At 62.3% G+C, this 20558-nt stretch carries 19 protein-coding genes; 12 read left to right on the forward strand and 7 right to left on the reverse strand.

Annotation, left to right across the window (positions count from 1 at the left end; translation table 11 throughout):
• Positions 1 to 19: 19 nt before the first annotated feature.
• The 4 genes from smc to BUC04_RS19335 all read left to right on the forward strand — a co-directional run bounded on the left by smc (position 20) and on the right by BUC04_RS19335 (position 7576).
• The gene (gene smc / locus BUC04_RS19320) at positions 20 to 3475 is read left to right on the forward strand and encodes a chromosome segregation protein SMC (protein ID WP_073326079.1); all 3456 of its coding nucleotides are present in this window, start codon (positions 20 to 22) and stop codon (positions 3473 to 3475) included.
• A gap of 20 nt (positions 3476 to 3495) precedes the next feature.
• Positions 3496 to 4539, forward strand: a complete 1044-nt coding sequence (zipA, locus tag BUC04_RS19325; protein ID WP_067664806.1) for a cell division protein ZipA — start codon at positions 3496 to 3498, stop codon at positions 4537 to 4539.
• Positions 4540 to 4588: 49 nt separating this feature from the next.
• Positions 4589 to 6622, forward strand: a complete 2034-nt coding sequence (gene ligA / locus BUC04_RS19330; protein WP_082766798.1) for an NAD-dependent DNA ligase LigA — start codon at positions 4589 to 4591, stop codon at positions 6620 to 6622.
• A 132-nt stretch (positions 6623 to 6754) separates the two neighbouring features.
• On the forward strand, positions 6755 to 7576 hold the full coding sequence (locus BUC04_RS19335) for an SDR family oxidoreductase (RefSeq protein WP_067664810.1): 822 nt from the start codon (positions 6755 to 6757) through the stop codon (positions 7574 to 7576).
• 48 nt (positions 7577 to 7624) lie between these two features.
• On the opposite strand, the gene BUC04_RS19340 is transcribed toward BUC04_RS19335, so the two are convergent.
• Positions 7625 to 8248 (reverse strand): helix-turn-helix transcriptional regulator, encoded by a 624-nt coding sequence (locus BUC04_RS19340; RefSeq protein ID WP_067664871.1) that lies wholly within the window; start codon positions 8246 to 8248, stop codon positions 7625 to 7627.
• Positions 8249 to 8329: 81 nt separating this feature from the next.
• On the opposite strand from BUC04_RS19340, the gene BUC04_RS19345 reads away from it, so the two are divergent.
• From BUC04_RS19345 to BUC04_RS19355, 3 genes are all read left to right on the forward strand, one after another.
• The gene (locus tag BUC04_RS19345; protein ID WP_067664812.1) at positions 8330 to 8980 is read left to right on the forward strand and encodes an SIMPL domain-containing protein; all 651 of its coding nucleotides are present in this window, start codon (positions 8330 to 8332) and stop codon (positions 8978 to 8980) included.
• Positions 8981 to 9210: 230 nt separating this feature from the next.
• Positions 9211 to 9477 (forward strand): DUF4212 domain-containing protein, encoded by a 267-nt coding sequence (locus BUC04_RS19350; protein WP_067664813.1) that lies wholly within the window; start codon positions 9211 to 9213, stop codon positions 9475 to 9477.
• 10 nt (positions 9478 to 9487) lie between these two features.
• On the forward strand, positions 9488 to 11245 hold the full coding sequence (locus BUC04_RS19355; RefSeq protein ID WP_067664815.1) for a sodium:solute symporter family protein: 1758 nt from the start codon (positions 9488 to 9490) through the stop codon (positions 11243 to 11245).
• 122 nt (positions 11246 to 11367) lie between these two features.
• Here BUC04_RS19355 and BUC04_RS19360 read toward each other — a convergent pair whose 3' ends face one another.
• Positions 11368 to 11595 (reverse strand): hypothetical protein, encoded by a 228-nt coding sequence (locus BUC04_RS19360; protein ID WP_073326081.1) that lies wholly within the window; start codon positions 11593 to 11595, stop codon positions 11368 to 11370.
• Positions 11596 to 11828: 233 nt separating this feature from the next.
• Here BUC04_RS19360 and BUC04_RS19365 point away from each other — a divergent pair, with 233 nt between their 5' ends.
• The 4 genes from BUC04_RS19365 (at position 11829) to BUC04_RS19380 (ending at position 15384) form a co-directional block, all read left to right on the forward strand.
• A complete protein-coding gene (locus BUC04_RS19365; protein ID WP_067664820.1) occupies positions 11829 to 13676 on the forward strand; it encodes a DUF294 nucleotidyltransferase-like domain-containing protein in 1848 nt (615 codons plus the stop codon).
• Positions 13673 to 14344 (forward strand): exonuclease domain-containing protein, encoded by a 672-nt coding sequence (locus tag BUC04_RS19370; RefSeq protein WP_067664823.1) that lies wholly within the window; start codon positions 13673 to 13675, stop codon positions 14342 to 14344. The genes BUC04_RS19365 and BUC04_RS19370 overlap by 4 nt, the downstream gene beginning before the upstream one ends.
• A gap of 77 nt (positions 14345 to 14421) precedes the next feature.
• Entirely contained in the window at positions 14422 to 14685 is a 264-nt protein-coding gene (locus tag BUC04_RS19375; RefSeq protein ID WP_067664825.1) for a DUF3081 family protein, read from the forward strand.
• A gap of 147 nt (positions 14686 to 14832) precedes the next feature.
• Positions 14833 to 15384, forward strand: a complete 552-nt coding sequence (locus BUC04_RS19380) for a hypothetical protein (RefSeq protein WP_067664826.1) — start codon at positions 14833 to 14835, stop codon at positions 15382 to 15384.
• A 65-nt stretch (positions 15385 to 15449) separates the two neighbouring features.
• On the opposite strand, the gene BUC04_RS19385 is transcribed toward BUC04_RS19380, so the two are convergent.
• Together BUC04_RS19385 and BUC04_RS19390 are read right to left on the reverse strand one after the other, a co-directional pair.
• Positions 15450 to 16112, reverse strand: coding sequence for a hypothetical protein (locus BUC04_RS19385; protein WP_067664827.1), 663 nt, complete (start codon positions 16110 to 16112; stop codon positions 15450 to 15452).
• A 73-nt stretch (positions 16113 to 16185) separates the two neighbouring features.
• Complete coding sequence (locus tag BUC04_RS19390; RefSeq protein WP_067664830.1) at positions 16186 to 17109, reverse strand: GlxA family transcriptional regulator; 924 nt, start codon at positions 17107 to 17109, stop codon at positions 16186 to 16188.
• Positions 17110 to 17261: 152 nt separating this feature from the next.
• Between BUC04_RS19390 and BUC04_RS19395 the strand changes: the two genes are divergently transcribed.
• Entirely contained in the window at positions 17262 to 17780 is a 519-nt protein-coding gene (locus BUC04_RS19395; protein WP_067664832.1) for a cysteine hydrolase family protein, read from the forward strand.
• A 56-nt stretch (positions 17781 to 17836) separates the two neighbouring features.
• Here BUC04_RS19395 and BUC04_RS19400 read toward each other — a convergent pair whose 3' ends face one another.
• The 3 genes from BUC04_RS19400 to BUC04_RS19410 form a co-directional block, all read right to left on the reverse strand.
• Entirely contained in the window at positions 17837 to 18922 is a 1086-nt protein-coding gene (locus BUC04_RS19400) for a ketoacyl-ACP synthase III (protein WP_067664834.1), read from the reverse strand.
• 55 nt (positions 18923 to 18977) lie between these two features.
• Positions 18978 to 19670 carry a GntR family transcriptional regulator gene (locus BUC04_RS19405; protein WP_067664835.1) on the reverse strand — a complete coding sequence of 231 codons (693 nt, stop codon included), beginning with the start codon at positions 19668 to 19670 and terminating at the stop codon, positions 18978 to 18980.
• Between the two features lie 76 nt (positions 19671 to 19746).
• The gene (locus BUC04_RS19410; RefSeq protein WP_067664836.1) at positions 19747 to 20556 is read right to left on the reverse strand and encodes a D-hexose-6-phosphate mutarotase; all 810 of its coding nucleotides are present in this window, start codon (positions 20554 to 20556) and stop codon (positions 19747 to 19749) included.
• Positions 20557 to 20558: the final 2 nt, after the last annotated feature.

Consider the following 20558-nt stretch of genomic DNA (forward strand, 5'->3'; position numbering starts at 1 on the left):
TGAGACCCTGCTGCGCCCTATGCGGCTGAAAATGATAAAACTGGCGGGCTTTAAATCCTTCGTGGATCCCACCAAAGTCCCCTTTCCCGATCAGATGACCGCCATCGTCGGCCCCAATGGCTGCGGCAAATCCAATGTGATTGATGCCGTACGCTGGGTGCTGGGGGAGAGCAGTGCCAAGAATCTGCGCGGCGACGCCATGACCGACGTCATCTTCAACGGCTCCAGTGGTCGTAAGGCGGTGTCGGTGGCCAGCGTGGAGCTGGTGTTTGACAACAGCGAAGGGCGGCTGGACGGTCAGTACGGCAGCTACGCCGAGATCTCGGTTAAGCGTCAGGTCAACAGCGACGCCCAATCCACCTATTTCCTCAACGGCGCCAAGTGTCGCCGTCGCGACATCACCGATCTGTTCATGGGCACCGGCCTGGGCCCGCGCAGCTACGCCATCATCGAGCAGGGCACCGTCTCCCGTCTGATTGAGTCCAAGCCCCAGGAGCTTCGGGTCTTTATCGAGGAGGCGGCGGGGATCTCCCGCTACAAGGAGCGCCGCCGCGAGACCGAGAATCGCATCCGTCATACCCGGGAGAACCTGGAGCGATTGGAGGATGTGCGCATCGAGCTGGGCAGCCAGATTGAGCGGCTGCGTCGCCAGGCGGATGCCGCCCGTCGCTATCGCGAACTCAAGGTGCAAGAGCGCACCCTGCATGGCGAGCTATTGGCACTGCGTTGGCGCGAGTTGTCGATGCAGATGCAGGCGGTGGAGGAGAAGATCGCCGAGCTGGAGCAACAAAAGGCCCAGCAGGAGCACGCCTTTGCCGGTGATGACGCCACCCAAATTCAGCTTGAGCAGCAAAAATCCGATCTCAGCGCCGAGCTGGAGCAGTGCCAGCAGCGCCTGTTCCAGAGCAATGGCGCGGTCACCCGATTGGAGCAGCAGATCCTCCATGCCCGTCAACGCAGCCAGCAGCTGGATGATGAGGTGCGTCGCACCCAGGAGCAGTTGGAGGGCAGCGAACGCCAGCTCGGCGGTTTAGGCGATGAGCAATCCGAGCTGGAAGGTGCCCTGGCGGAGCTTGAGCCGGAGATCGAGGCGCTGGAGATGGCGCTGGAGGGGCTCAGCCTGGAGCTGGAGCAGCAGGAAGCCCAGCAAGATGAACTTGAACAGACCCGTGAGCGCTGCCGCAGCGAGCGGGAGAACGCCGACCGTCAGCGTCAGATCAGCCTGACCGAACTGGCCGGGCTGGGGCGTGAGCGCCAGCAGCTGGCCAGCCAGCAGCAACGACTAGCGGAGCAGCTGCAACAGTGGCAGTCCGACGATGGCGAGGCTCGCTTGGAGGCTCTGGCGGAAGCCCTGGCGCTGAGCCAGGAGGAGGCCGAACAGGCCCAGTTGGAGCTGGAGGAGTCCCAGCAAGCCCTGGAGCTGGCGGAAGCGCAGCGAGATAAGGCACGGGAGCAGCGACAGCAGGCCCAGCAGCTACGCAGCGCCGCCGAAAGCACCCTGGCCTCGCTGCAGACCCTGATTGCCGCGCGGGAGCAAGCGCTGCCGGCGCCCTTTGATCAACTGCCCCGGGCCTGGCAGCAGGTGCAGGTGGCACCGGCCTGGGCCGGAGCCGTAGAACAAGTCTTGGGGCGGTTACTGCAGTCGGTGGTCGGCGCAGAACAGCAAACCCTGCCCGAGGGCGTCAGCCGGCTAAGTGCCCACTCGGCCGAGCGTTCGTCGCAACGGGACTGGCCCTGCCTGCTGGACCAGATCCAGGGACCGTTTAACTTCACCCCTTGGCTGTCCCACGTTTATTGTGCCGAGGATAAGGCACAGGCCAGGCAGTGGCTGAGCCAATGCCAGTCCCACGAGTCGGTGGTGTTGGCCGACGGCCGTTGGCTGGGGCCGGGTTTTGAGATTGCCGCCGGTCAGGCCGCTCAGCAGCCACTGACCGAACTGGTGCGTCAGCAGCAGCAAGCCGAAGCTGACCGTGACCGCTGGGTGGAAGCCGAGAGCGAAGCAGCGCAGGCGCTCGATGACGCCCAGAGCGGCTTGGAGCAGGCCAAGAACAACGTGAACCAGGCCCGCCAGCAGGCCACCAGCGCCCGTGAGCGGGCACTGACCGACGCCGGGGCGCACCAGCGTCTGGCGGAGCAGCTGCAACAACAGGGTCAGCAGCGGGAACTGCTCGAGCAGCAACAAGAGGAGCTGGTGATGCGCCTCGAGGAGCTGGAGCAGCGCGGCTATGGCCTGGAGGAGCAGCTTGAGGAGCTGGAGCAGCAGGCGGAGCAGGCCCAACTGGCTTTTGACCAGGCGGACCAGCAACGCCAGCAGCAGCGTGACCAGCTGCGCCAACAGCAGCAGCGTCAGGCCGAGCTGAACCAGCGCCTGCAGCAGATGCGATTACAGCAGCAGAGTCAGCAGGCCCGGTTGGACAGCATGGCGGATCGGCGCAGTCAGGCGCAGATGGCGGCGGAACAGTGGCAGGAACGCATCGCCCAGGCTCGCGAGGAGCGTGAGGGGCTGGCGGAGCCGCTGGCGGAGTTTGAGCTGTCGCTGGAGGAGGAGCTGGAGAGCCGTTCTGAACAGGAGCAGGTGCAGGCCCGGGTGCGTGATGCGCTGCAGGAGGTTAACCAGACCCTGTCCGGCATCAACGAAAACCAGCGCGACCAGCAGGCCCGGATCCAGACCCTGGTCGATCAGATCAACCGACAGCAGCTAGAGTTTGAGGGCCTGCGGGTCCAGGCTCAGGGCCAACTCGACCTGCTGGCAGAATCGGAGATGCAGCTTAAAGGGATCCTGGAAACCCTAAGCCCAGAGGCGGCGGTGGCCCAGTGGAGCGCCGATCTGGAACGGGTCAAGGAGCGGATCCGCCGTTTGGGCGCCATCAACATGGCGGCCATCGAGGAGTACGAGCAGCAGACCGAGCGAAAAGCCTACCTGGATGAGCAGAACGCCGATCTTACCCAGGCCCTGGAGGTACTGGAGGCGGCGATCCGCAAGATCGACCGGGAGACCCGCAGTCGCTTCAAGGAGACCTTCGATAAGGTCAATGCCGACCTCACCCATCTGTTCCCCAAGGTGTTCGGCGGCGGTAGTGCCTACCTGGAGCTGACCGACGATGATATGTTGGAGGCGGGGGTAACGATTATGGCGCGACCACCTGGTAAGAAAAACAGTACCATTCACCTGCTCTCCGGTGGTGAAAAGGCGCTGACCGCTTTATCATTGGTGTTTGCGATCTTCCGCCTCAATCCGGCACCCTTCTGCATGTTGGATGAGGTGGACGCACCGCTGGACGATGCCAACGTAGGCCGCTTTTGTCGGCTGGTGAAAGAGATGTCGGAAACGGTCCAGTTTGTCTACATCAGCCACAACAAGGTCAGCATGGAGATGGCTGACCGCCTGACCGGGGTGACCATGCATGAGCCGGGGGTATCCCGGATCGTCGCCGTTGACATTGAAGAGGCCGCAGCGATGGCCAAAATCGGATAATTACAGGGTTTCGCACCATTATGGACATGCGTATTGTTTTCATTGTCGTCGGCCTGCTGGCCATTGTTGGCCTCTGCGTACACGGCTTCTGGTCGCTGCGGCGCAACAGCCCGGACCGCAATCGCAACCGCCGCACCAGCGTCGGTCGTGGCAAGAAGCGGATGGCCAAGATCGAACCGAGCCCGGCGCCGCAGCCGGCGCCCCTGGCCACCGATGACGATGTGGAAGGGATTGTCAGCCCAGCTCGAGTGGTTTCCCGTGCCGAACCCCAGGTTAACAACGAACAACCCGAACCCTTTGTTGAGCCGGAACCGGTACCGACCCCGATGCCGGCGCAACAGAGCCTGCTGGACGAGGAGCCCGAGGCGGAACCCGCTCCGGTTGCCGCCAAGCCCCGTGCCCCCCGTAGCCGTGCCAGTCGCAAGGAGCCGACCCTGGGTAGCGAGCAGATCGAGCTGGGCCTGGAGCCGGAGAATACTCCCGTCGAGAGCGAAGAGCCGGCGCCGGCGCTGGAGCTGGAGCTGGAACAGCCCAGCATGGAGCCGGTGACGGAGATCCCCGAGGCCTTGCAGGTGAAGGACGAGCAGGAACAGACCGAAAAGCCGGAGCTGGCCCAGCACCGCGAGCCGGAAGAGGTGGATCATCAGCCCACCGACGTCCTGGTGCTGCACGTAGTCGGCGATCGCCGACCCATCCTGGGGGAGGAGCTGCTGCCCAACCTGACCACCCTGGGCTTCAAATTCGGTGAGATGGACATCTTCCATCGTCACCAGAGCAGCGCTGGCACCGGTCCCGTGCTGTTCTCCCTGGCCAACATGGTTAAGCCCGGCACCTTCGATCCGGACAACATGGAGCAGTTCACCACAGAAGGGGTGGCGCTGTTTATGACACTGCCGGCCAAGGGCGATGCCAAGGTTTGCTTCTCCATCATGCTGGGCGCGGCCCAGAACCTGGCGGAGCTGCACGGCGCCAAGCTGCTGGATGACCAGCGCAACGAGTGGGACGATGCCGCCCATAACCGCTACCTCGGCCGCATCAAGGCCGCTGAGCGGGTCCCCGCCTGACCCTTTGACCCAGTCCAGGCCGCATCATGCGGCCTTTTTTGGAACCCCTATGAGCGACACAGCAAAACAACGTATCGACCAGCTCAGCGCTGAGCTGGCCCACCACAATCACCAGTACTACGTGCTGGACAACCCCACCATTCCCGATGCCGAGTACGATCGGCTGATGCGCGAGCTGCAGCAGCTGGAAGCAGAGCACCCGGCGCTGCGCCGTGCGGACTCCCCCAGCCAGCGTGTAGGCGGGGCCCCCATGGGTCAGTTCGAGTCGGTGGCGCACCTGCGGCCGATGCTGTCGCTGGACAACGCCATGAACGAGGAGGAGTTCAGCGCCTTCCATCTGCGTACCGAGGAGCGGCTGGCCGGCGAGGCGATCCGCTACTGTGCCGAGCCCAAGCTGGATGGTATCGCAGTGAGCCTGCTCTACCGTGATGGCGTGCTGGAGCGTGCTGCCACCCGGGGTGATGGCACCACCGGGGAGGAGATCACCGCCAACGTTAAAACCATCGGTGCGGTGCCGCTGCGGCTGATGGGGGATCAATACCCTGCACTAGTGGAGGTGCGGGGCGAGGCCTTTATGCCCAAGCAGGGCTTTGAGCAGATGAACGCCAAGGCCCTCGCCGCCGGTGAGAAAACCTTTGTGAACCCGCGTAACGCCGCCGCCGGTAGCCTGCGTCAGCTGGACAGCCGCATCACCGCCAAGCGCCCGCTGGCTTTCTATGCCTACGCCATGGGTGTGGTGGAGGGGGAGCGCGCACCGTTGTCCGATAGCCACCATGGCCAGCTTCAGCAACTGCGTGAGTGGGGCCTGCCGGTGTCACCGCTGGTGGAAGCGGTAGAAGGCGAAGCCGGTGCGCTGGAATACTTCCGCAAGGTGGGAGAGCAGCGCCCGGATCTGCCCTATGAGATCGACGGCGTGGTGATCAAGGTGGATGGCATCGCGCAGCAGGAGCGACTGGGTTTTGTTGCCCGGGCGCCGCGCTGGGCCATCGCCTGTAAGTTCCCCGCCGAGGAGGAGCTGACCACCCTCAATGATGTCGAGTTCCAGGTGGGTCGTACCGGGGCGGTAACCCCGGTCGCACGACTGGCACCGGTGTTCGTCGGCGGCGTGACCGTCTCCAACGCCACCTTGCACAACGCCGATGAGATTGAGCGCCTGGGCGTAATGATCGGCGATACGGTGATCATCCGTCGCGCTGGTGACGTGATCCCGCAGATTGTATCCGTGGTGATGGACCGTCGCCCGGACGATGCCCGCGAGATTGAGATCCCGTCGGAGTGTCCGGTGTGTGGCTCCAAGGTAGAACGCTTCGAGGACGAGGCGGTGGCACGCTGCTCCGGTGGCCTGTTCTGTGAGGCCCAGCGCAAGGAGGCGATCAAGCACTTCGCCTCCCGCAAGGCGCTGGACGTGGATGGCCTGGGTGACAAGCTGGTGGAGCTGCTGGTGGATCGTGAACTGGTGCGCACCCCGGCGGATCTGTTCGGCTTGTCCGCCTCCACCCTGACCATGCTGCCGCGGATGGGGATGAAGTCGGCCCAGAACCTGGTGGCCGCACTGGATAGCGCCCGCACCACCACGCTGCCGCGCTTCCTCTACAGCCTGGGGATCCGCGAGGTGGGTGAAGCCACCGCCGCCAATCTGGCGCGCCACTTCCAGACCCTGGAAGCGCTGCGCAGTGCCGACATTGAGGCGCTGGTGGAGGTGGACGAAGTCGGCGAGGTGGTGGCCAAGCACGTTTACTATTTCTTCCGTCAGCCCCACAACATCGAGGTGATCGATGCCCTCATCGATGCCGAGGGTGCCGGCGTTAACTGGCCGGCCATCGAGGTGGCGGACGAGTCCGAGCAGCCGCTCAAGGGCCAGACCTGGGTGCTGACCGGCACCCTAAGCGAGATGGGCCGCTCCGATGCCAAGGCGGCGCTGGAAGCGCTGGGCGCCAAGGTCTCCGGCAGCGTGTCAAAGAACACCCACACCCTGGTGGCGGGGGAGAAGGCCGGCTCCAAGCTGACCAAGGCCACCGATCTTGGCGTGGCGGTGCTGGATGAGCAGGGCCTGCTGGACCTGCTGGCGCAGTACAACGGCTAACGGACTGACTCCAACAAAAGGCCACGCAATGCGTGGCCTTTTTTGTGCCCGACGCTGTACCAGCTCGGTCGCAATCCGGGCCGGTTTCACCTAACCTAAGCCTGTGAAAATTCAGATGAAAGGAAAGGCTACATGGCGCAATTAACCATCGTAGGCTGTGGCTGGCTGGGGATGTCACTGGCGCAGCACCTGCAGGCCCAGGGCTGGCAGGTAAGCGGTTCCAGTCGCAACCCGGAGACCCTGGCAGAGCTGTCGTCGCTGGGCATCGCCAACAGTGCGCTGTCGCTGGATACCCAAGTCGAGTGTGCCGATCCCGAGGCCCTGTTCAATGGCGAGACCCTGCTCATCAACGTGCCGCCAGGGCGGCAGAGCCAGGACAACAGTTATGCCGACCGCATCGCGCTGCTGTCGGAGTTAGCCTACCAGCATGGCGTGCGTCAGGCGGTGTTTGTCAGCGCCACCTCGGTCTACCCCGATGACGCCGCCTGTTCGCTGATGGACGAGTCCGCGCCGCTGGCCCAGGGGCCACGTGGTCAGGCGATGTGGCAGGCAGAGCAAGCGGTGAAGGCGCGATTTGAGCGGGTGATTATCCTGCGGGCCGCCGGCTTAGTGGGCGGCGAGCGCCACCCCGGACGTTTCCTCGCCGGGCGTCAGGGCCTGGCCGGGGCACAGTCGCCGGTCAACCTGGTGCATCGGGATGACGTCATCGGTGCCATTCAGTGTGTGTTGGAGCGCGGATGCTGGGGCGAGGTGTTCAACCTGTCCGCCCCCAACCATCCGACTCGAGAGGCGTTTTACCCGGCGGCGGCTCGGGCACTGGGATTGGCGGAGCCGAGCTTCGGTGACGAGGCCACTGAAGGCAAGCGGGTGGACGGCGGCAAGCTGGTACGACAGCTGGGCTTTCAATACCGCTACCCGGACCCTTTCCTGATGCCGCCCATGGGCCAGGACTGAGCTCATGCCTAGGCTCAGGCTCAGGCTCAGGTCAGGCCAAGCCGAGAATCAGGCGCTGCTGGGTTTTATGCTGTAGCAGCAGCGTTGTCCCTCGCTGAGCAGATGTTCGGTCCGATCCACCTGCCACTGGGGGGCCAGCAGCAATCGAAACAGCTCTAACTCACCCTGGCAGAAGCCCTGGCAGCGCTTAGCTGCGGCACAGATGGGGCAATGATCCTCAATCAGCAGCCAACCCTCTCCCTGCGGCTCCAACCGAGCCATGTACCCCTCCTGGTGACGCAAAGTCGCCAGTGCCTGCAGCCGCTCCTCGCCCTCTAACTGTCCTAATTCCGTTTGATACTGTTGCTGCTGTTGTGCCTGGCGGTGCAGTAATAAGGCGCTCATACCCTCGGTGCCCAGGGTGGCTTCCAGGCTATCGAGCAACTGCAGGGTGAGATCCGGATGTCGGTCGCCAAAGCGCTGATGGCCGGCTTCGGTTAAGAACCAATGGCGGGCAGGGCGGCCAGGGCCCTGGCTGCGGTCTTCAAACGCCACCAGGGTGTCCTGCTCCAGCCGCTTGAGGTGGCCGCGAGCGCCCATGGTGGTCATCGACAGGGCATCGGCGATGGGTTGCAGCGGAGTGGGGCCTTTCTGCTTTAATAGAAACAGGATTTTTTGTATGGCAGCGGACATGGTTTCCTCACAGGTTACCGAGCCATTGTTGCCCTGGTGTCGGGTTATTTCAACCATATACCTTATAAAAGGAATCGAATGATGAGTCGGATTGGCGCGTTGGTGTTGTGCTTGTGGTTGCAGCTCGGGGTTGCCTGGGCTGGTTACATCGAGGTGGACGGGATGGCGGAGCGTCAGCTGACCCCGGACAGCGTCCGACTGACCGCCTCGGTAAGCAAACTGGCGGACACACCCACCATGGCGCTGGAAGAGGTGGGTAAGGTGATGGACCAGGTGCTGACCGTCGCCGAGCAGCACGACCACGCCGCTCGCAAGCTGGTGGCGGGCCATGTCACGGTGGCGCCGGAGTACCGTTATGACAACCGCAAGGCGCAGCTGCTGGGCTTCAAGGCCAATCGCCAGGTGACCATGGTGCTGCCGATTGAGTTGACCGGCGAGTGGCTGCAGCAACTGGCTGAGATGGGGATGACCGAGATCTCCTCCCCCCACTATTTTGCCAGTGGCCAGGAGGCCTTCCGCGACCGGCTCTACCGGGAAGCCTTGGCGGATGCCCGCGAACAGGCGGAGGTGCTGACCCCGGAAGGGCAGAGCCTGGGGCCGGTGGAGTTCATTGTGGTCAACGCCGGGCCGAGGCCAATGGCACGGATGGCCAGTGCCGACAGTGCCGGCCCGATCCGCCCGGGTCAGGTCACCGAGCGGGTCCAGCTGCGGGTACGTTTCCAACTGGATTAGGCAGTTACCCGTGTTTTTACGCCCTTTGGCTGCGACCAAAGTCTATAGTCCTGACCTTGGGCCAGGTTAACAGCCTGTCATTTAACTTATCTTCATGAAATGTAAAGAAAATATCTCTGGCGCCATCGTGCGCCAGATCCCCTCCTTGGACTAAGGTCGATCTTCCTCACACTCCCTGCCTTGCTAGGTTAGCTGCTGACTATTCCAATAAAAGGAACGGGGAACGAGTTATGGCATTTGAGAGTAATGAACAGGCGCGCGCCTACTGGAAAGAGAATCTGCGCTTGATGCTGAGCTTGCTGGCGATCTGGTTTGTGGTCTCCTACGGCTGCGGCATCTTGCTGGTGGATGTGCTCAACGTAGTGCAGCTGGGCGGCTTCAAGCTGGGCTTCTGGTTTGCACAGCAGGGCTCCATCTACGTGTTCGTGGCGTTGATCTTTGTCTACGTGATGAAGATGAATGCACTGGACCGCAAGTACAACGTGCACGAGGACTAGGAGTCGGGCTATGGATCTGCAAGTACTAACTTACATCGTAGTGGGCGCGACCTTCGCCCTCTACATCGGCATCGCCATCTGGGCGAAGGCCGGCTCCACCAAGGAGTTCTACGTGGCCGGTGGCGGTGTACACCCGGTAGCCAACGGCATGGCAACCGCAGCAGACTGGATGTCTGCGGCGTCCTTCCTCTCGATGGCCGGCCTCATCGCCTTTATGGGTTATGACGGTGCGGTGTACCTGATGGGCTGGACCGGCGGCTATGTGCTGCTGGCACTCTGCCTGGCGCCCTACCTGCGTAAGTTCGGTAAGTTTACCGTGCCGGACTTCATCGGTGACCGTTACTACTCCCAGACCGCCCGTACCGTGGCGGTGATCTGCGCCATCTTCGTCTGCTTCACCTACGTGGCAGGCCAGATGCGTGGTGTAGGCGTGGTGTTCTCCCGCTTCCTGGAAGTGGACGTCACCATGGGTGTGATCATCGGTATGGTGGTGGTGTTCTTCTACGCCGTACTCGGTGGCATGAAAGGGATCACCTACACCCAGGTAGCACAGTACGTGGTGCTGATCACCGCTTACCTGGTGCCGGCTGTGTTCATCTCCATCATGCTGACCGGCAACTTCTTCCCGCAGATTGGCTTCGGCTCCGATCTGGTGGCGGAACCTGGAACCTCGGTGCTGGCCAAGCTCGATGGATTGGTAACCGAGCTGGGCTTTAACGAGTACACCGACGGCTCGAAATCCACCGTGGACGTGTTCTTCATCACCGCCGCCCTGATGGTGGGTACCGCTGGTCTGCCACACGTGATCGTGCGCTTCTTCACCGTACCTAAGGTGGCTGACGCGCGGATCTCTGCCGGTTGGGCCCTGGTGTTTATCGCCTTGCTGTACACCACAGCTCCCGCCGTGGCTTCCTTCGCTCGTCTCAACATGATCGACACCATCAATGGTCCGGACGGCAACGGTACTCTCTACTCTGAGCGTCCCCAGTGGATCCAGAACTGGGAGCAGACCGGTCTGATCGGCTTCTCCGGTACCGACGAGAACGTGACTGCTGCTGGCCCTGCCGGTGAGCAGATGGCAGAGCAGGGCGTAATGTTCTACTCCGGCGATGAGCGCAACAACATGAAGATCGACCGCGACATCATGGTGCTGGCCAACCCGGAGATCGCCAACCTGCCCAACTGGGTGATCGCCCTGGTGGCAGCCGGTGGTATCGCCGCGGCACTGTCGACCTCGGCGGGCTTGCTGCTGGTGATCTCGACCTCGGTCTCCCATGACCTGCTCAAGCGGAACCTGATGCCAGACATCTCCGACAAACAGGAGCTGACCTACGCGCGAATCGCGGCGGCGGTGGCGATCTGTGTGGCCGGTTATCTCGGGATTAATCCACCGGGCTTCGTGGCACAGGTGGTGGCGTTCGCCTTTGGCCTGGCAGCGTCGTCGTTCTTCCCGGCCATCATCATGGGGATCTTCTCCAAGCGGATGAACAAAGAGGGTGCCATTGCCGGCATGATCGTGGGCATCACCTTCACCGCGGGCTACATCCTGGCGTACAAAGGGGTGTTCTTCGAGCCGCTGATCCCCAACACGCCGGAGTACTGGCTGTTCGGTATCTCCCCGGAGGGTATCGGTACCCTGGGTATGGTGCTGAACTTCATCGTGGCCTTCGCCGTGAGCCGGGTGACTTCGGAAACCCCGCAAGAGGTGCAGGACATGGTAGAGAGCATCCGATTCCCGAAAGGGGCGGGCTCCGCGACGCACCACTAAGCACAACAAAGCGGCCCCTTGGGGCCGCTTTTGCTCAGTTTAACGCGGGCCCCTGGGCCCGCGTTGTTATGAGAAGTGCCGGCGATTCGGCTTGGGATCCAAGCCGCCGGTATCCGGGGAGGTTAACCGTTGAGCGTCAGGTTGACGATGCGTACCAGGATGCCAACAAACAGCAGCGCGACACCGCTGCGGAAGAAGCGGAACTCACTCATGTTGAGGTCTTTCAGTTGGCCCACCCACACCTGCCAGAGCGCGTGCCAGTTACCGGTGCGGCGCAGGTAGCGAACCAAAGCCAACAGGACCATGGCCAGACCCAGGCCCAGCAAGAGCGATTGAACTAGTGATAACATTCTCTTCTCCATGAGTTTTTTACCCATGGTATCAGGGGTTAGGCTAAGAAAGACCTCTGATCTGCGGATTTGTTCGAGCCGGGATTGCGGGCTGGCTCTGCAGAACCAGTGACAGGGAACCGGGTGAGGAGTAAGCAACGCCCGATGTTGGGTAAGCGTGTTGCCACAGCGCGCTTACCCAACGTCATCAGCGTAGGGCCATGGCTAGGGTTAGGGCCCCTAAAGAGGTGAACATGAACTCGTCAGAATTGGCGCCCATAAGCGAGTTTCTCGCTGAGCTGGTGCCCTTTGATCAACTGGATGAGGCGCAGCTGGAGCTGGCCACCCGCGGCATCGAGATCGGCTATTTCGCCAAGAGTCAGCGCGAGGTGCCGGTGGATTACCAGCAGCCCAACCTCTACATCGTGCGCAGTGGTGCCTTCGAGGTGCGCTCCGACCAGGGGGATCTGCTCGACCGACTGGGAGAAGGAGACTACTTCGGCTTTCCCTCGTTGCTGACCGGCGAGCAGGTCAGCAACAAGGTGGCGATCCTCGAAGACGGCCTGGTTTATATCCTGTCGGAATCCAGCTTCCAGGCCCTGCGCCGTCAAAGTCGCGAGTTCGACCGCTTCTTCAACCGCAAGTACGCCGAGCGGCTGCGCCACAGCGCCCGCTACCTGGCGCGGGATCATCAAAGCACCGCCCGGGTGAAAACGGTGATGGCCACCCCGGTGCAGAGCATCGAGCCGGACGCCACGGTGCAGCAGGCGGCGCAGCAGATGCGCGAGCAGCGGGTGTCCTGCCTGTTGGTGTGCCAACAGGAGAAGCTGGTGGGGATCCTGACCGATCGGGACCTGCGCAACCGGGTGCTGGCGGAGGGGCTGGATGGCCAGGTCACCATCGGCAGCATGATGACCCAGCCACCGCTGTCTGTTACCAGCACCACCCTGGTATTCGAGGCGATGATGGTGATGAGCCGGCACAATATCCACCATCTGCCGGTGGTGAGCGAAGGGCGCCCGGTGGGGGTGGTGACCAGCACCGATCTTATCCGTATGCAGCGCAGCGACCCGCTGCACCTGATCGGCGAGCTGGAGCGGCAGACCGATCGGGAGGAGCTGATTAAATTAGCCAGCCGTTTCCCCGAGCTGCTGCAGAGCCTGATCCAGGCCGATGCCCGCGCCGAGGAGATTGGCCGGGTCCTGACCCAGCTTACCGACACCCTGACCCGCCGCCTGCTGGCGATGGCCCAGGCCCAGTTGGGACCGGCCCCCATGCCCTGGTGCTGGCTGGCGTTTGGCTCCCAGGCACGTATGGACCAGGCGGGCAAATCGGATCAGGATAATGGCCTGTTGCTGGCCAAGGTGCCCACCGAGGAGCAGCGCCAGTATTTCCTCGATATGGCCAAGCTGGTCTGCGATGGCCTCAACGACGCCGGTTATATCCATTGCCCCGGCGGCATCATGGCGATGAACCCCAAGTGGTGCCTGGGCTTTGACGAGTGGCGTGACCGCTTCGAGCGCTGGACTCGGCAGCCCGAGCCTAAGGCGGTGATGCACGCCACCATCTTCTTCGACATGCGCCCGGTGGCGGGTAACCTGAACCTGGGCACCCAACTGCAGCAGCAGGTGTTGCGCCAGTGCCAAGACAACCAGATCTTCCTGGCGATGCTGGCGGCGGATGCCCGCCACAACAGTCCGCCACTGGGCTTCTTCCGCCAACTGGTGGTGGAGCGCAATGGCGAGCATCGCAAGGTGCTGGATCTTAAGCACAAGGGCCTGGCCATCATCAACGACATTGGCCGTATCTATGCGCTGGCCTGTGGCAGCAGTGCGGTCAGCACACCGAAACGGATCCAGGCGGCACTTAAGGCTGGCCTGCTCAGCCGCAAGGATGCCCTCAACCTAGCGGATGCGCTGGAGTTCATCGCCCACCTGAGGCTGCAAAACCAGGGGCGGCAGTATGAGCAGGGCAGCGAGGTCTCCAACTGGCTGGCCACGGGTCAACTGTCCGGCCTGGTGCGTCACCAGCTAAAGCAAGCCTTCACCATGGTGGCACGCTCCCAGGATGGCGTGGCGATGAAGTACGGGCGCAGCCTATGATCCGCCGAGCACGCTACCTGTGGGCCCGCCAGCGCAATAACCAGGAGCAATTGAGCACCTTTTACCAGGGCGGCTTTGTGGCCAGTGGCGTCAGGGCGGATCACGCCCCGCTGCTGGCGCTGGATCTGGAGCTGACCGGCTTGTCGGCCGCGCAGGATAAGATCCTCTCCATCGCCTGTGTGCCCATCGATGAGGGGCTGATCCGGCTCGACCAGGCCTGGCATCAACTGGTGCGGATCGACGGCGATGTGGGTGACAGCTGCACCGTGCATGGCATCCGTGACATCGATATGGCTCAGGGGCTGCCGCTGCAGCAAGCACTGGAGGCCCTGCTGCCAAGGCTCAGTGGCCGGGTGCTGGTGTGCCATAACGCGACACTGGACCTGGCGTTCCTGCATAAAGGGCTGCAGCAGTGCTTTGGTGAAACCCTGCCACTGGAGGCGGTGGATACCTTGCTGCTGGAACAGAAACGCCTGGCCGGCCGTGGTGAGACGCCGAAATCCGACAGCCTCAGGCTGGGCAACTGTCGCGAGCGCTACAACCTGCCCAATTACCCCGGTCATAACGCTCTGATAGATGCGCTGGCCTGTGGCGAGCTGCTGTTGGCTCAACTGGCGGCTATCGGGGGACGTAAAGGGGTGAGCCTGGGCAGCGTGCTGTCGGCATAGGCCGGAAGCTTGACGGGGATCACCCTCAACAACAATGCCATAGTCTATGTTGAGATCGAGAGCCAGCAGGAGGTCACATGGAACATGTCATCAACGCACATGAAGTACTGCGCGCCTTTGACCGCATCAGCCGGGACGGCAAACAGCAGGGCGGCGAATTCCATCTGGACGGGGTAGTCGCTACCGCCGGCCACGACGGCTACGACATCACCCTGAGTAACGGCACCGTTAGCCTTACCTTGATGTTTCATCATAAATACCAGCTCGATAGCCCTGGCGATGAGGAGCTTCAGCATTTTCTCCATCACCTGACTGAGCTGGCTGATAAGGAAAAGGGTTAATCCCCGACAGAGACGAGCTGACGTGATAATGGAGTGACGTTTGGGCCACTCGAGGCTTTATCGGTCCTGAACCAGCGCGACACTCTGTAACCTTTTTGCCTGAACCTTCTTTCTAAAGCTGTGTAAGCTGGGAGGAAAGGAGGGGGTATGGCATTACCGGTTTGGTTGTTATTGGCTGGCGCGGCCGCCGCGGTGGAGTACCGGGCACAGCGCAATAAGATCCAGGCTCGGCGTTACTTCGACCCCGGCGAGCCGGGTATGGCGCTGAGCCCCAGTCAGTGGCTGCCTGGGGCCCGCAAGGTGGAGCCTACCCCGGGTAGTGTGGTGGTGTGCCATGTGTTCGGCGTGGTGGAGCATAGCGGCATCTGGCTGGGTGACGACACCATTGCCGAGCTGCATGGCAGTGGCCTCATTCGCGGTATCTCCCCTAAACGCTTCCTGCATAAGCGCTCCGGCGCGCGGATCTATGTCTGCTGTGACCGTCATCATCGGCCCTTAGGCAGCGAGTTAGCGGCTCAACGTGCCGCCGAGCAGCTGTTCACCGCCCGTGATTATCACCTGCGCAATAACAACTGCCATCGCTTCGTCTGGTCCTGCCTCAGTGGCAGCGAGCAGCGTATCTCCAGCTTCCATTCTCTTAATCGCCGGCTGGCGGATCACTATCAGCAAGCCCTCTACTGGGATCCCTGCCTCTGGTAGCGTTTGTATGGCCGGACGGACCGGAAGAGTAGACTGACGTTATCGTCCTCATCACCGTGAAGAAGCTATCTGCCCTCGATGAAGGCAAGTGGCACCCGGTATTCCTCCTCACCCTCGACGATAACCACCCAGCTATCGCCTTGCTGTTTGGCCTCCACCGCTCGGTTGGTGGCGTTGATGTAATCGCGCATAAAGTTGAGGGTAAACACCTCGCCTTTGGGACTTTGTACCACCACGCTGGCCTGCTTGTCCTCCATGCGCAGCACGGCGGCGGGGCACTGCCCATATGTCTGCTGTGCCTCTCTACGGCAGGCCAGTTGCGTGGTGGCATCGTACTCCTTGTTCGAGAACGGCGAGGCTGCGCTGGCTTCTTTGCTGGCCTTGGTTGGTACAGTCTCGGCCTGCCAGTAGACCAACAGGCGCTCTGCGGGAAAGCGAAAGATCAGACCCTGATCGCCCAGTCCACTTTGCCGGTACACCGGGCTGCCGTTCTGGTCGACGAAGTTGCCCGGGCTATCGCCAGTGGGGGTCAGCTGGTGTTCAACGCCGTCGCTGCGGGCGATGGTGATGTAGCCCTGGCGCTGACTGAAGGTACAATCCAGGGTCACTGGCGCCTGCTCAGCATCGTCGGGTTGGAGCTCGCAGCGCGCGTTAGTGCTGTCTGCCTGAGCCGGGACGAACAAAGTGGAACAGAGGACATAAGCCAATAACCGGAGTTGGGATCTCATCTCAGTGAATGCCTTTTGGCGTCAACAAATGGAATGTCGATTGCCCTAGCCTAGTGCTTTTGCTGCAGCTAAGTCATGTGGGCTGGCGACTGAAGCGGCGACGAAAGGCGCTGGGGGTCAGGCCCATCAGTTTGATAAACACCTTGCGGCAGGCGCTGGCGTCGCCGTAGCCCACCTGGCTGGCAATGGTCTCAAAGGGCAGGGGGGTGGTTTCCAGCAGATCGCAGGCTCTCTGGACTCGGAGCCGTTGCAGGTACTGATTGGGGTTGTGACCAGTAGCCTTGAGAAAGCGGCGCTGCAGGGTACGCTCGGTCATGGCCGCTTTATCAGCCAAAGATTGTAAAGAGAACGGCTCTGCATGGTGCAGATTCAGCCACTGCTGCAGCTGCACGATGGCGGTGTCGCCGTGGTGCAGGTCCGGGTTGAACTGACGGTAGTAGCGCTGCTGTCGCGGCGCGGTGTCCACCACCAGCATCTTGCCAACCTGACGCATCACCGAGGGCGAGGCGTAGCGGGCGATCAGCTCCAGTGCCAGATCAAGCCAGGACATCATGCCCCCGGTACTCATCAGATCACCGTGGTCCACCAGGATAGCGTTGATGTCCAAAGGCTGATTGGGAAACTGCTGGGCAAAACGCTCTGCCAGGCCCCAGTGGGTAGTGAGGGTGCGCCCCTGTACCAGGTTGGTACCGGCGAGGATAAAGGCCCCGGCGCAGGCAGAGGCCAGTACGGTGCCCTGCTGGTGTAAGTTCTGCAGCCACTGCAAGACCTCCTGACTGGGATTGAGGTAGAACTCGCTGTCGATGGCCGGTGGCAACAGCAGCACCTGGAAGCCGCTGGGCGCAGTGGCTTCGGTGAGGACACGGGGCGCAAAGCGGGTTTCCAGTCCCTGCTCCTGGCAGGCCAGGTTGGCGAACTGGAATGCCTCCTCCAGTCCATACACCGCGGACTTAGCGGCGTTGGGGTAGCTGTAGATCCCAAGGGTTATCTGGCTCATCGCTGTTTGTCGTTTTTGGCATCTTTTGTGTCATTTTAGCCATCGGTGCTGCGGAGACAACCACGTCATACTGGCTCTCAAACCACAGCGGATACCTTTCGACTTTACCTGTCGACCGCTGTCGAGCCACTTCCCCCTATTGGAGCACGAGCATGAGCCAGAAAGCCCTGTTAGTTATCGACCTGCAGAACGACTACTTCCCCGGTGGCAAGTTTCCGCTGTGGAACACCGAACAGACCCTGGCGAACATCAAAGTCGCCATCGAGCGGGCCAAGGCACAGGGGATCCCGGTGATCCACATCCAGCACATTGCCGATCCCGCCCTTGGCTTGTCGCCCTTTTTCAATGAAGGCACGGAAGGGGCAGCCATCCACCCGGAGATCCTGGCGGCGGCACCGCAAGGTGAGGTGGTCGTGAAGCGCTTTGCCGATGGCTTTGAGCAGACCAACCTGGCCAAAACCCTGGAGGCGCACGGCGTCGACGAACTGCTGGTGTGCGGGATGATGACCCAAAACTGCGTGACCCATACCGCCATCTCCAAAGCGGCGGAGCAATATGAGGTGTCCATCCTGATGGATTGCTGCACCACGGTGGATGAGATGATCCACAACATTGCTTTGCACGCGGTCTCCACCCGCTTGCCATTGGTGACCACCGAGCAGGTGCTGTAACCGGCAAAGCAAACAAAAACGGCGCCCTTGGGCGCCGTTTTTTGTCGGTGGCGGCGTTACTCAGCCAGCTTGGCCTTCTGGTTGGCAACCGCCTCGGCGATCAACTCCAGAGCCGTCTGCTCGCAAGGCGGCAGCTCGGCATCGCTGTGATCGATGGGGGTGGTGCGATCGCCCCATTTGATCAGCGCGGCGGCGGAGGTGAGGCCGGCGCCAAAGGCACAGGAGAGCAGGGTATCTCCCGGGGCGATGCGGCCCTGCTCCAGGGCATCACACAGGGCCATGGGGATGGTGGCGGCCGAGGTGTTGCCGTGCTTCTCGATGTTAACGAACGCCTTCTCCGCCGGCAGGCCCATCTTGGCCACCAGGGTGTCGATGATACGAACGTTGGCCTGGTGCGGGACGACAATATCCACTTCCGCTGGAGCTACCTGGGCGCGCTCCAACACCTGCTGGCTTAGGCGGCCCATGCCCGCCACGGCGCGCTTAAAGATCTCACGGCCATTGAACTGCAGGAAGAACTCGGTTGCTTCCGCGTCAAAGCGGTCCATCTCGGTGCCAAAGCCGGATACCTTGAGGTGCTCGCGGCCGGTGGGGTCGTTGTGCATGGCGTAGCTGAGCACGCCCACCGGGGTGTCGGATTCCTTGGCCTCGAGGATCACCGCACCGGCGCCATCACCAAACAGCACAGCGGTGTCGCGCATGGTCCAGTTGAGGTAGAAGCTGAGGCGCTCAGCGCCAATCACCAGGATGCGACGGCATTGGCCGTTCTGGATCTGGGCGCTGGCCATCCCCAGGCCATAGAGAAAACCGGAGCAGGCGGCGTTGATGTCAAAGGCGGCGCAGTGCGCTCCTAAGGACTGTTGCACGCTGGCGGCGATGTTGGGGATCAGGGTATCCGGGCTGCAGGTACCCAGGATGATCATGTCCAGATCGGCTCCGTCCAGCCCGGCGGCGGCCAGGGCACGCTTGGCGGCAACGGTGGCCATCTCGGCGGTGCCGACGTGGCTGATGCGACGCTCACCGATCCCGGTACGGGTGCGGATCCACTCATCGCTGGTGTCCATGATGGTGGCGAGATCGTCGTTGGTCAGTACCGCCGGGGGTAAGCATTTCCCCCAGCCGGTAATTTCGGCGCAAAGCATGTACAACTCCTGAGCTAGATAGGCGTGAAATAGCCGTTTGTTAGTGTAGTGACCTTCATTCGGGCTTGCTGCTGTCGGCGAAGTGCTTGGCAACCAAGCGGCGCGCACCGGCAGCGGCGGTCTGGATGTGTTTCTTCAACAATGCCGCGGCGGGCTCAGCCTGGCCGCTTCGGCACAGCTCCAGCAGTTGGCGATGCTCCTCTTCCGCCTTGGGGATCCCCCCGGCCAGCAACAGCTGAAGACGGATATAGCGGTCGGCATTGGTGTTGAGCCCCTTGACCACTTCAAGGGTATGGGGGCGCTGAGCCCCGGCGTAGAGGCTCAGATGAAACTGGCTGTTGAGCTCGCTGTAGCTGTTGACCGCGTCCTCCTCCTGCTCCAGCGTCGCTTCCAGCTGGGTCAGCAGCGCTTCGGCCTGCTGCAGGTGGGTGGCGGTCAGTTGCGGGATGGATCGGGCCAGCAGGCCCGGTTCAATCAGGGCGCGCAGCTCAAACAGCTCCTCCAGCTGGGTGATGGAGAGCTCGGTGGCGGTGGCTCCCTTGTGGGCTTCGAAGCGAACCAGTCCCTCCGCCTCCAGTTGCAGCAGCGCCTCACGCACCGGGATACGGCTGACGTTGAGCTCCTCCGCCAGGTTGCTCTGACGCAGCGGCTCACCGGCACGGATGTCGCCGGAGAGGATGCGTTCCCTGAGCACCTCGACCACCACTTGGGTGCGAGTTTTATGGACGATGGGGCTTCCCTGGCGCATTTTGTATATTTTCTGCTGCAAAAGTTGGCGTCTCGATAGGGTACTGATCTCAGAGGGGCTTGGGAAGGGGCCGAGCCTAGCCCAGCCGCAGCCTCTGGCCAAGCTGGTATTGGGCGCCGGCGGCCAGTGTCACCGGCTGCAATGCCACCGCGCTCTCCAGACAAAGGAACTCGGCAAAGGCGGCGTCGGGCACATCGGCCAGGGCTTTGGCCCCACTGGGACCGGGGTTCCAGACCACCGTGGCGTCGCTGCCATGATTGTGCAGTGACAGGCCAGCCGCGTCGATGCGCCCCAGACCCGGCACGATGGCATCGATGGGGTTTGGCGCTATCGGCTGGAGGAACTCTTTGTCCTGACCGTCGCTGAGCTTATCGAAGTAGTGGCGACCAACCAACTCAGGCAGCGGGGTGTCCGGTGCCATCCCCAGGTAGGTGTGCAGAGCAGCGGTAAAATCCCAGCTCTCTGTGCCGGTGTTGTGGAGAGTCAGGGCAAGGTCAAGCTCGCCCGGGCGCAGCGTGACGGTCAGCGTCAGTTGGAAACGATAAGGCCAGAGCGCCAGGGTGTGGTCGTCCTCGCTGAAGGCCAGTTTTGCCTGTGCTTGCTGCTCGCCCTGTTCCAGCCGCAGAAGTTGCCAGCGCCGGGTACGGGCAAAGCCGTGGCTGGGCAGGCCGGGCCGTCCACCGAACCAGGGGAAGCAGAGCGGCACGCCGCCGCGGATCGCCTTGCTGCCGCTGTCGTCTGCCAAGGGGCTGAGCCACAGGCGCTCTTTGCCGGCGCTGCACCAGCTCAGTACCTGGCCGCCGAACTCGCAAAGCCGAAGGGAATCCGGGCCGCACTGCAGGGTGTGGCAGTGCCAGGCTGAAGGGTAGGTTGGGTTTGAACTCATGG

The organism is Ferrimonas marina (assembly GCF_900129905.1).
GTDB classification, from domain to species: Bacteria; Pseudomonadota; Gammaproteobacteria; order Enterobacterales; family Shewanellaceae; genus Ferrimonas; species Ferrimonas marina.

What these genes read in the sequence shown, in the direction of transcription:
- smc (WP_073326079.1), top strand. Translation starts at nt 20, where the DNA reads ATGCGGCTGAAAATGATAAAACTGGCGGGCTTTAAATCCTTCGTGGAT.
- zipA (WP_067664806.1), top strand. Translation starts at nt 3,496, where the DNA reads ATGGACATGCGTATTGTTTTCATTGTCGTCGGCCTGCTGGCCATTGTT.
- ligA (WP_082766798.1), top strand. Translation starts at nt 4,589, where the DNA reads ATGAGCGACACAGCAAAACAACGTATCGACCAGCTCAGCGCTGAGCTG.
- BUC04_RS19335 (WP_067664810.1), top strand. Translation starts at nt 6,755, where the DNA reads ATGGCGCAATTAACCATCGTAGGCTGTGGCTGGCTGGGGATGTCACTG.
- BUC04_RS19340 (WP_067664871.1), bottom strand. Translation starts at nt 8,248, where the DNA reads ATGTCCGCTGCCATACAAAAAATCCTGTTTCTATTAAAGCAGAAAGGC.
- BUC04_RS19345 (WP_067664812.1), top strand. Translation starts at nt 8,330, where the DNA reads ATGAGTCGGATTGGCGCGTTGGTGTTGTGCTTGTGGTTGCAGCTCGGG.
- BUC04_RS19350 (WP_067664813.1), top strand. Translation starts at nt 9,211, where the DNA reads ATGGCATTTGAGAGTAATGAACAGGCGCGCGCCTACTGGAAAGAGAAT.
- BUC04_RS19355 (WP_067664815.1), top strand. Translation starts at nt 9,488, where the DNA reads ATGGATCTGCAAGTACTAACTTACATCGTAGTGGGCGCGACCTTCGCC.
- BUC04_RS19360 (WP_073326081.1), bottom strand. Translation starts at nt 11,595, where the DNA reads ATGTTATCACTAGTTCAATCGCTCTTGCTGGGCCTGGGTCTGGCCATG.
- BUC04_RS19365 (WP_067664820.1), top strand. Translation starts at nt 11,829, where the DNA reads ATGAACTCGTCAGAATTGGCGCCCATAAGCGAGTTTCTCGCTGAGCTG.
- BUC04_RS19370 (WP_067664823.1), top strand. Translation starts at nt 13,673, where the DNA reads ATGATCCGCCGAGCACGCTACCTGTGGGCCCGCCAGCGCAATAACCAG.
- BUC04_RS19375 (WP_067664825.1), top strand. Translation starts at nt 14,422, where the DNA reads ATGGAACATGTCATCAACGCACATGAAGTACTGCGCGCCTTTGACCGC.
- BUC04_RS19380 (WP_067664826.1), top strand. Translation starts at nt 14,833, where the DNA reads ATGGCATTACCGGTTTGGTTGTTATTGGCTGGCGCGGCCGCCGCGGTG.
- BUC04_RS19385 (WP_067664827.1), bottom strand. Translation starts at nt 16,112, where the DNA reads ATGAGATCCCAACTCCGGTTATTGGCTTATGTCCTCTGTTCCACTTTG.
- BUC04_RS19390 (WP_067664830.1), bottom strand. Translation starts at nt 17,109, where the DNA reads ATGAGCCAGATAACCCTTGGGATCTACAGCTACCCCAACGCCGCTAAG.
- BUC04_RS19395 (WP_067664832.1), top strand. Translation starts at nt 17,262, where the DNA reads ATGAGCCAGAAAGCCCTGTTAGTTATCGACCTGCAGAACGACTACTTC.
- BUC04_RS19400 (WP_067664834.1), bottom strand. Translation starts at nt 18,922, where the DNA reads ATGCTTTGCGCCGAAATTACCGGCTGGGGGAAATGCTTACCCCCGGCG.
- BUC04_RS19405 (WP_067664835.1), bottom strand. Translation starts at nt 19,670, where the DNA reads ATGCGCCAGGGAAGCCCCATCGTCCATAAAACTCGCACCCAAGTGGTG.
- BUC04_RS19410 (WP_067664836.1), bottom strand. Translation starts at nt 20,556, where the DNA reads ATGAGTTCAAACCCAACCTACCCTTCAGCCTGGCACTGCCACACCCTG.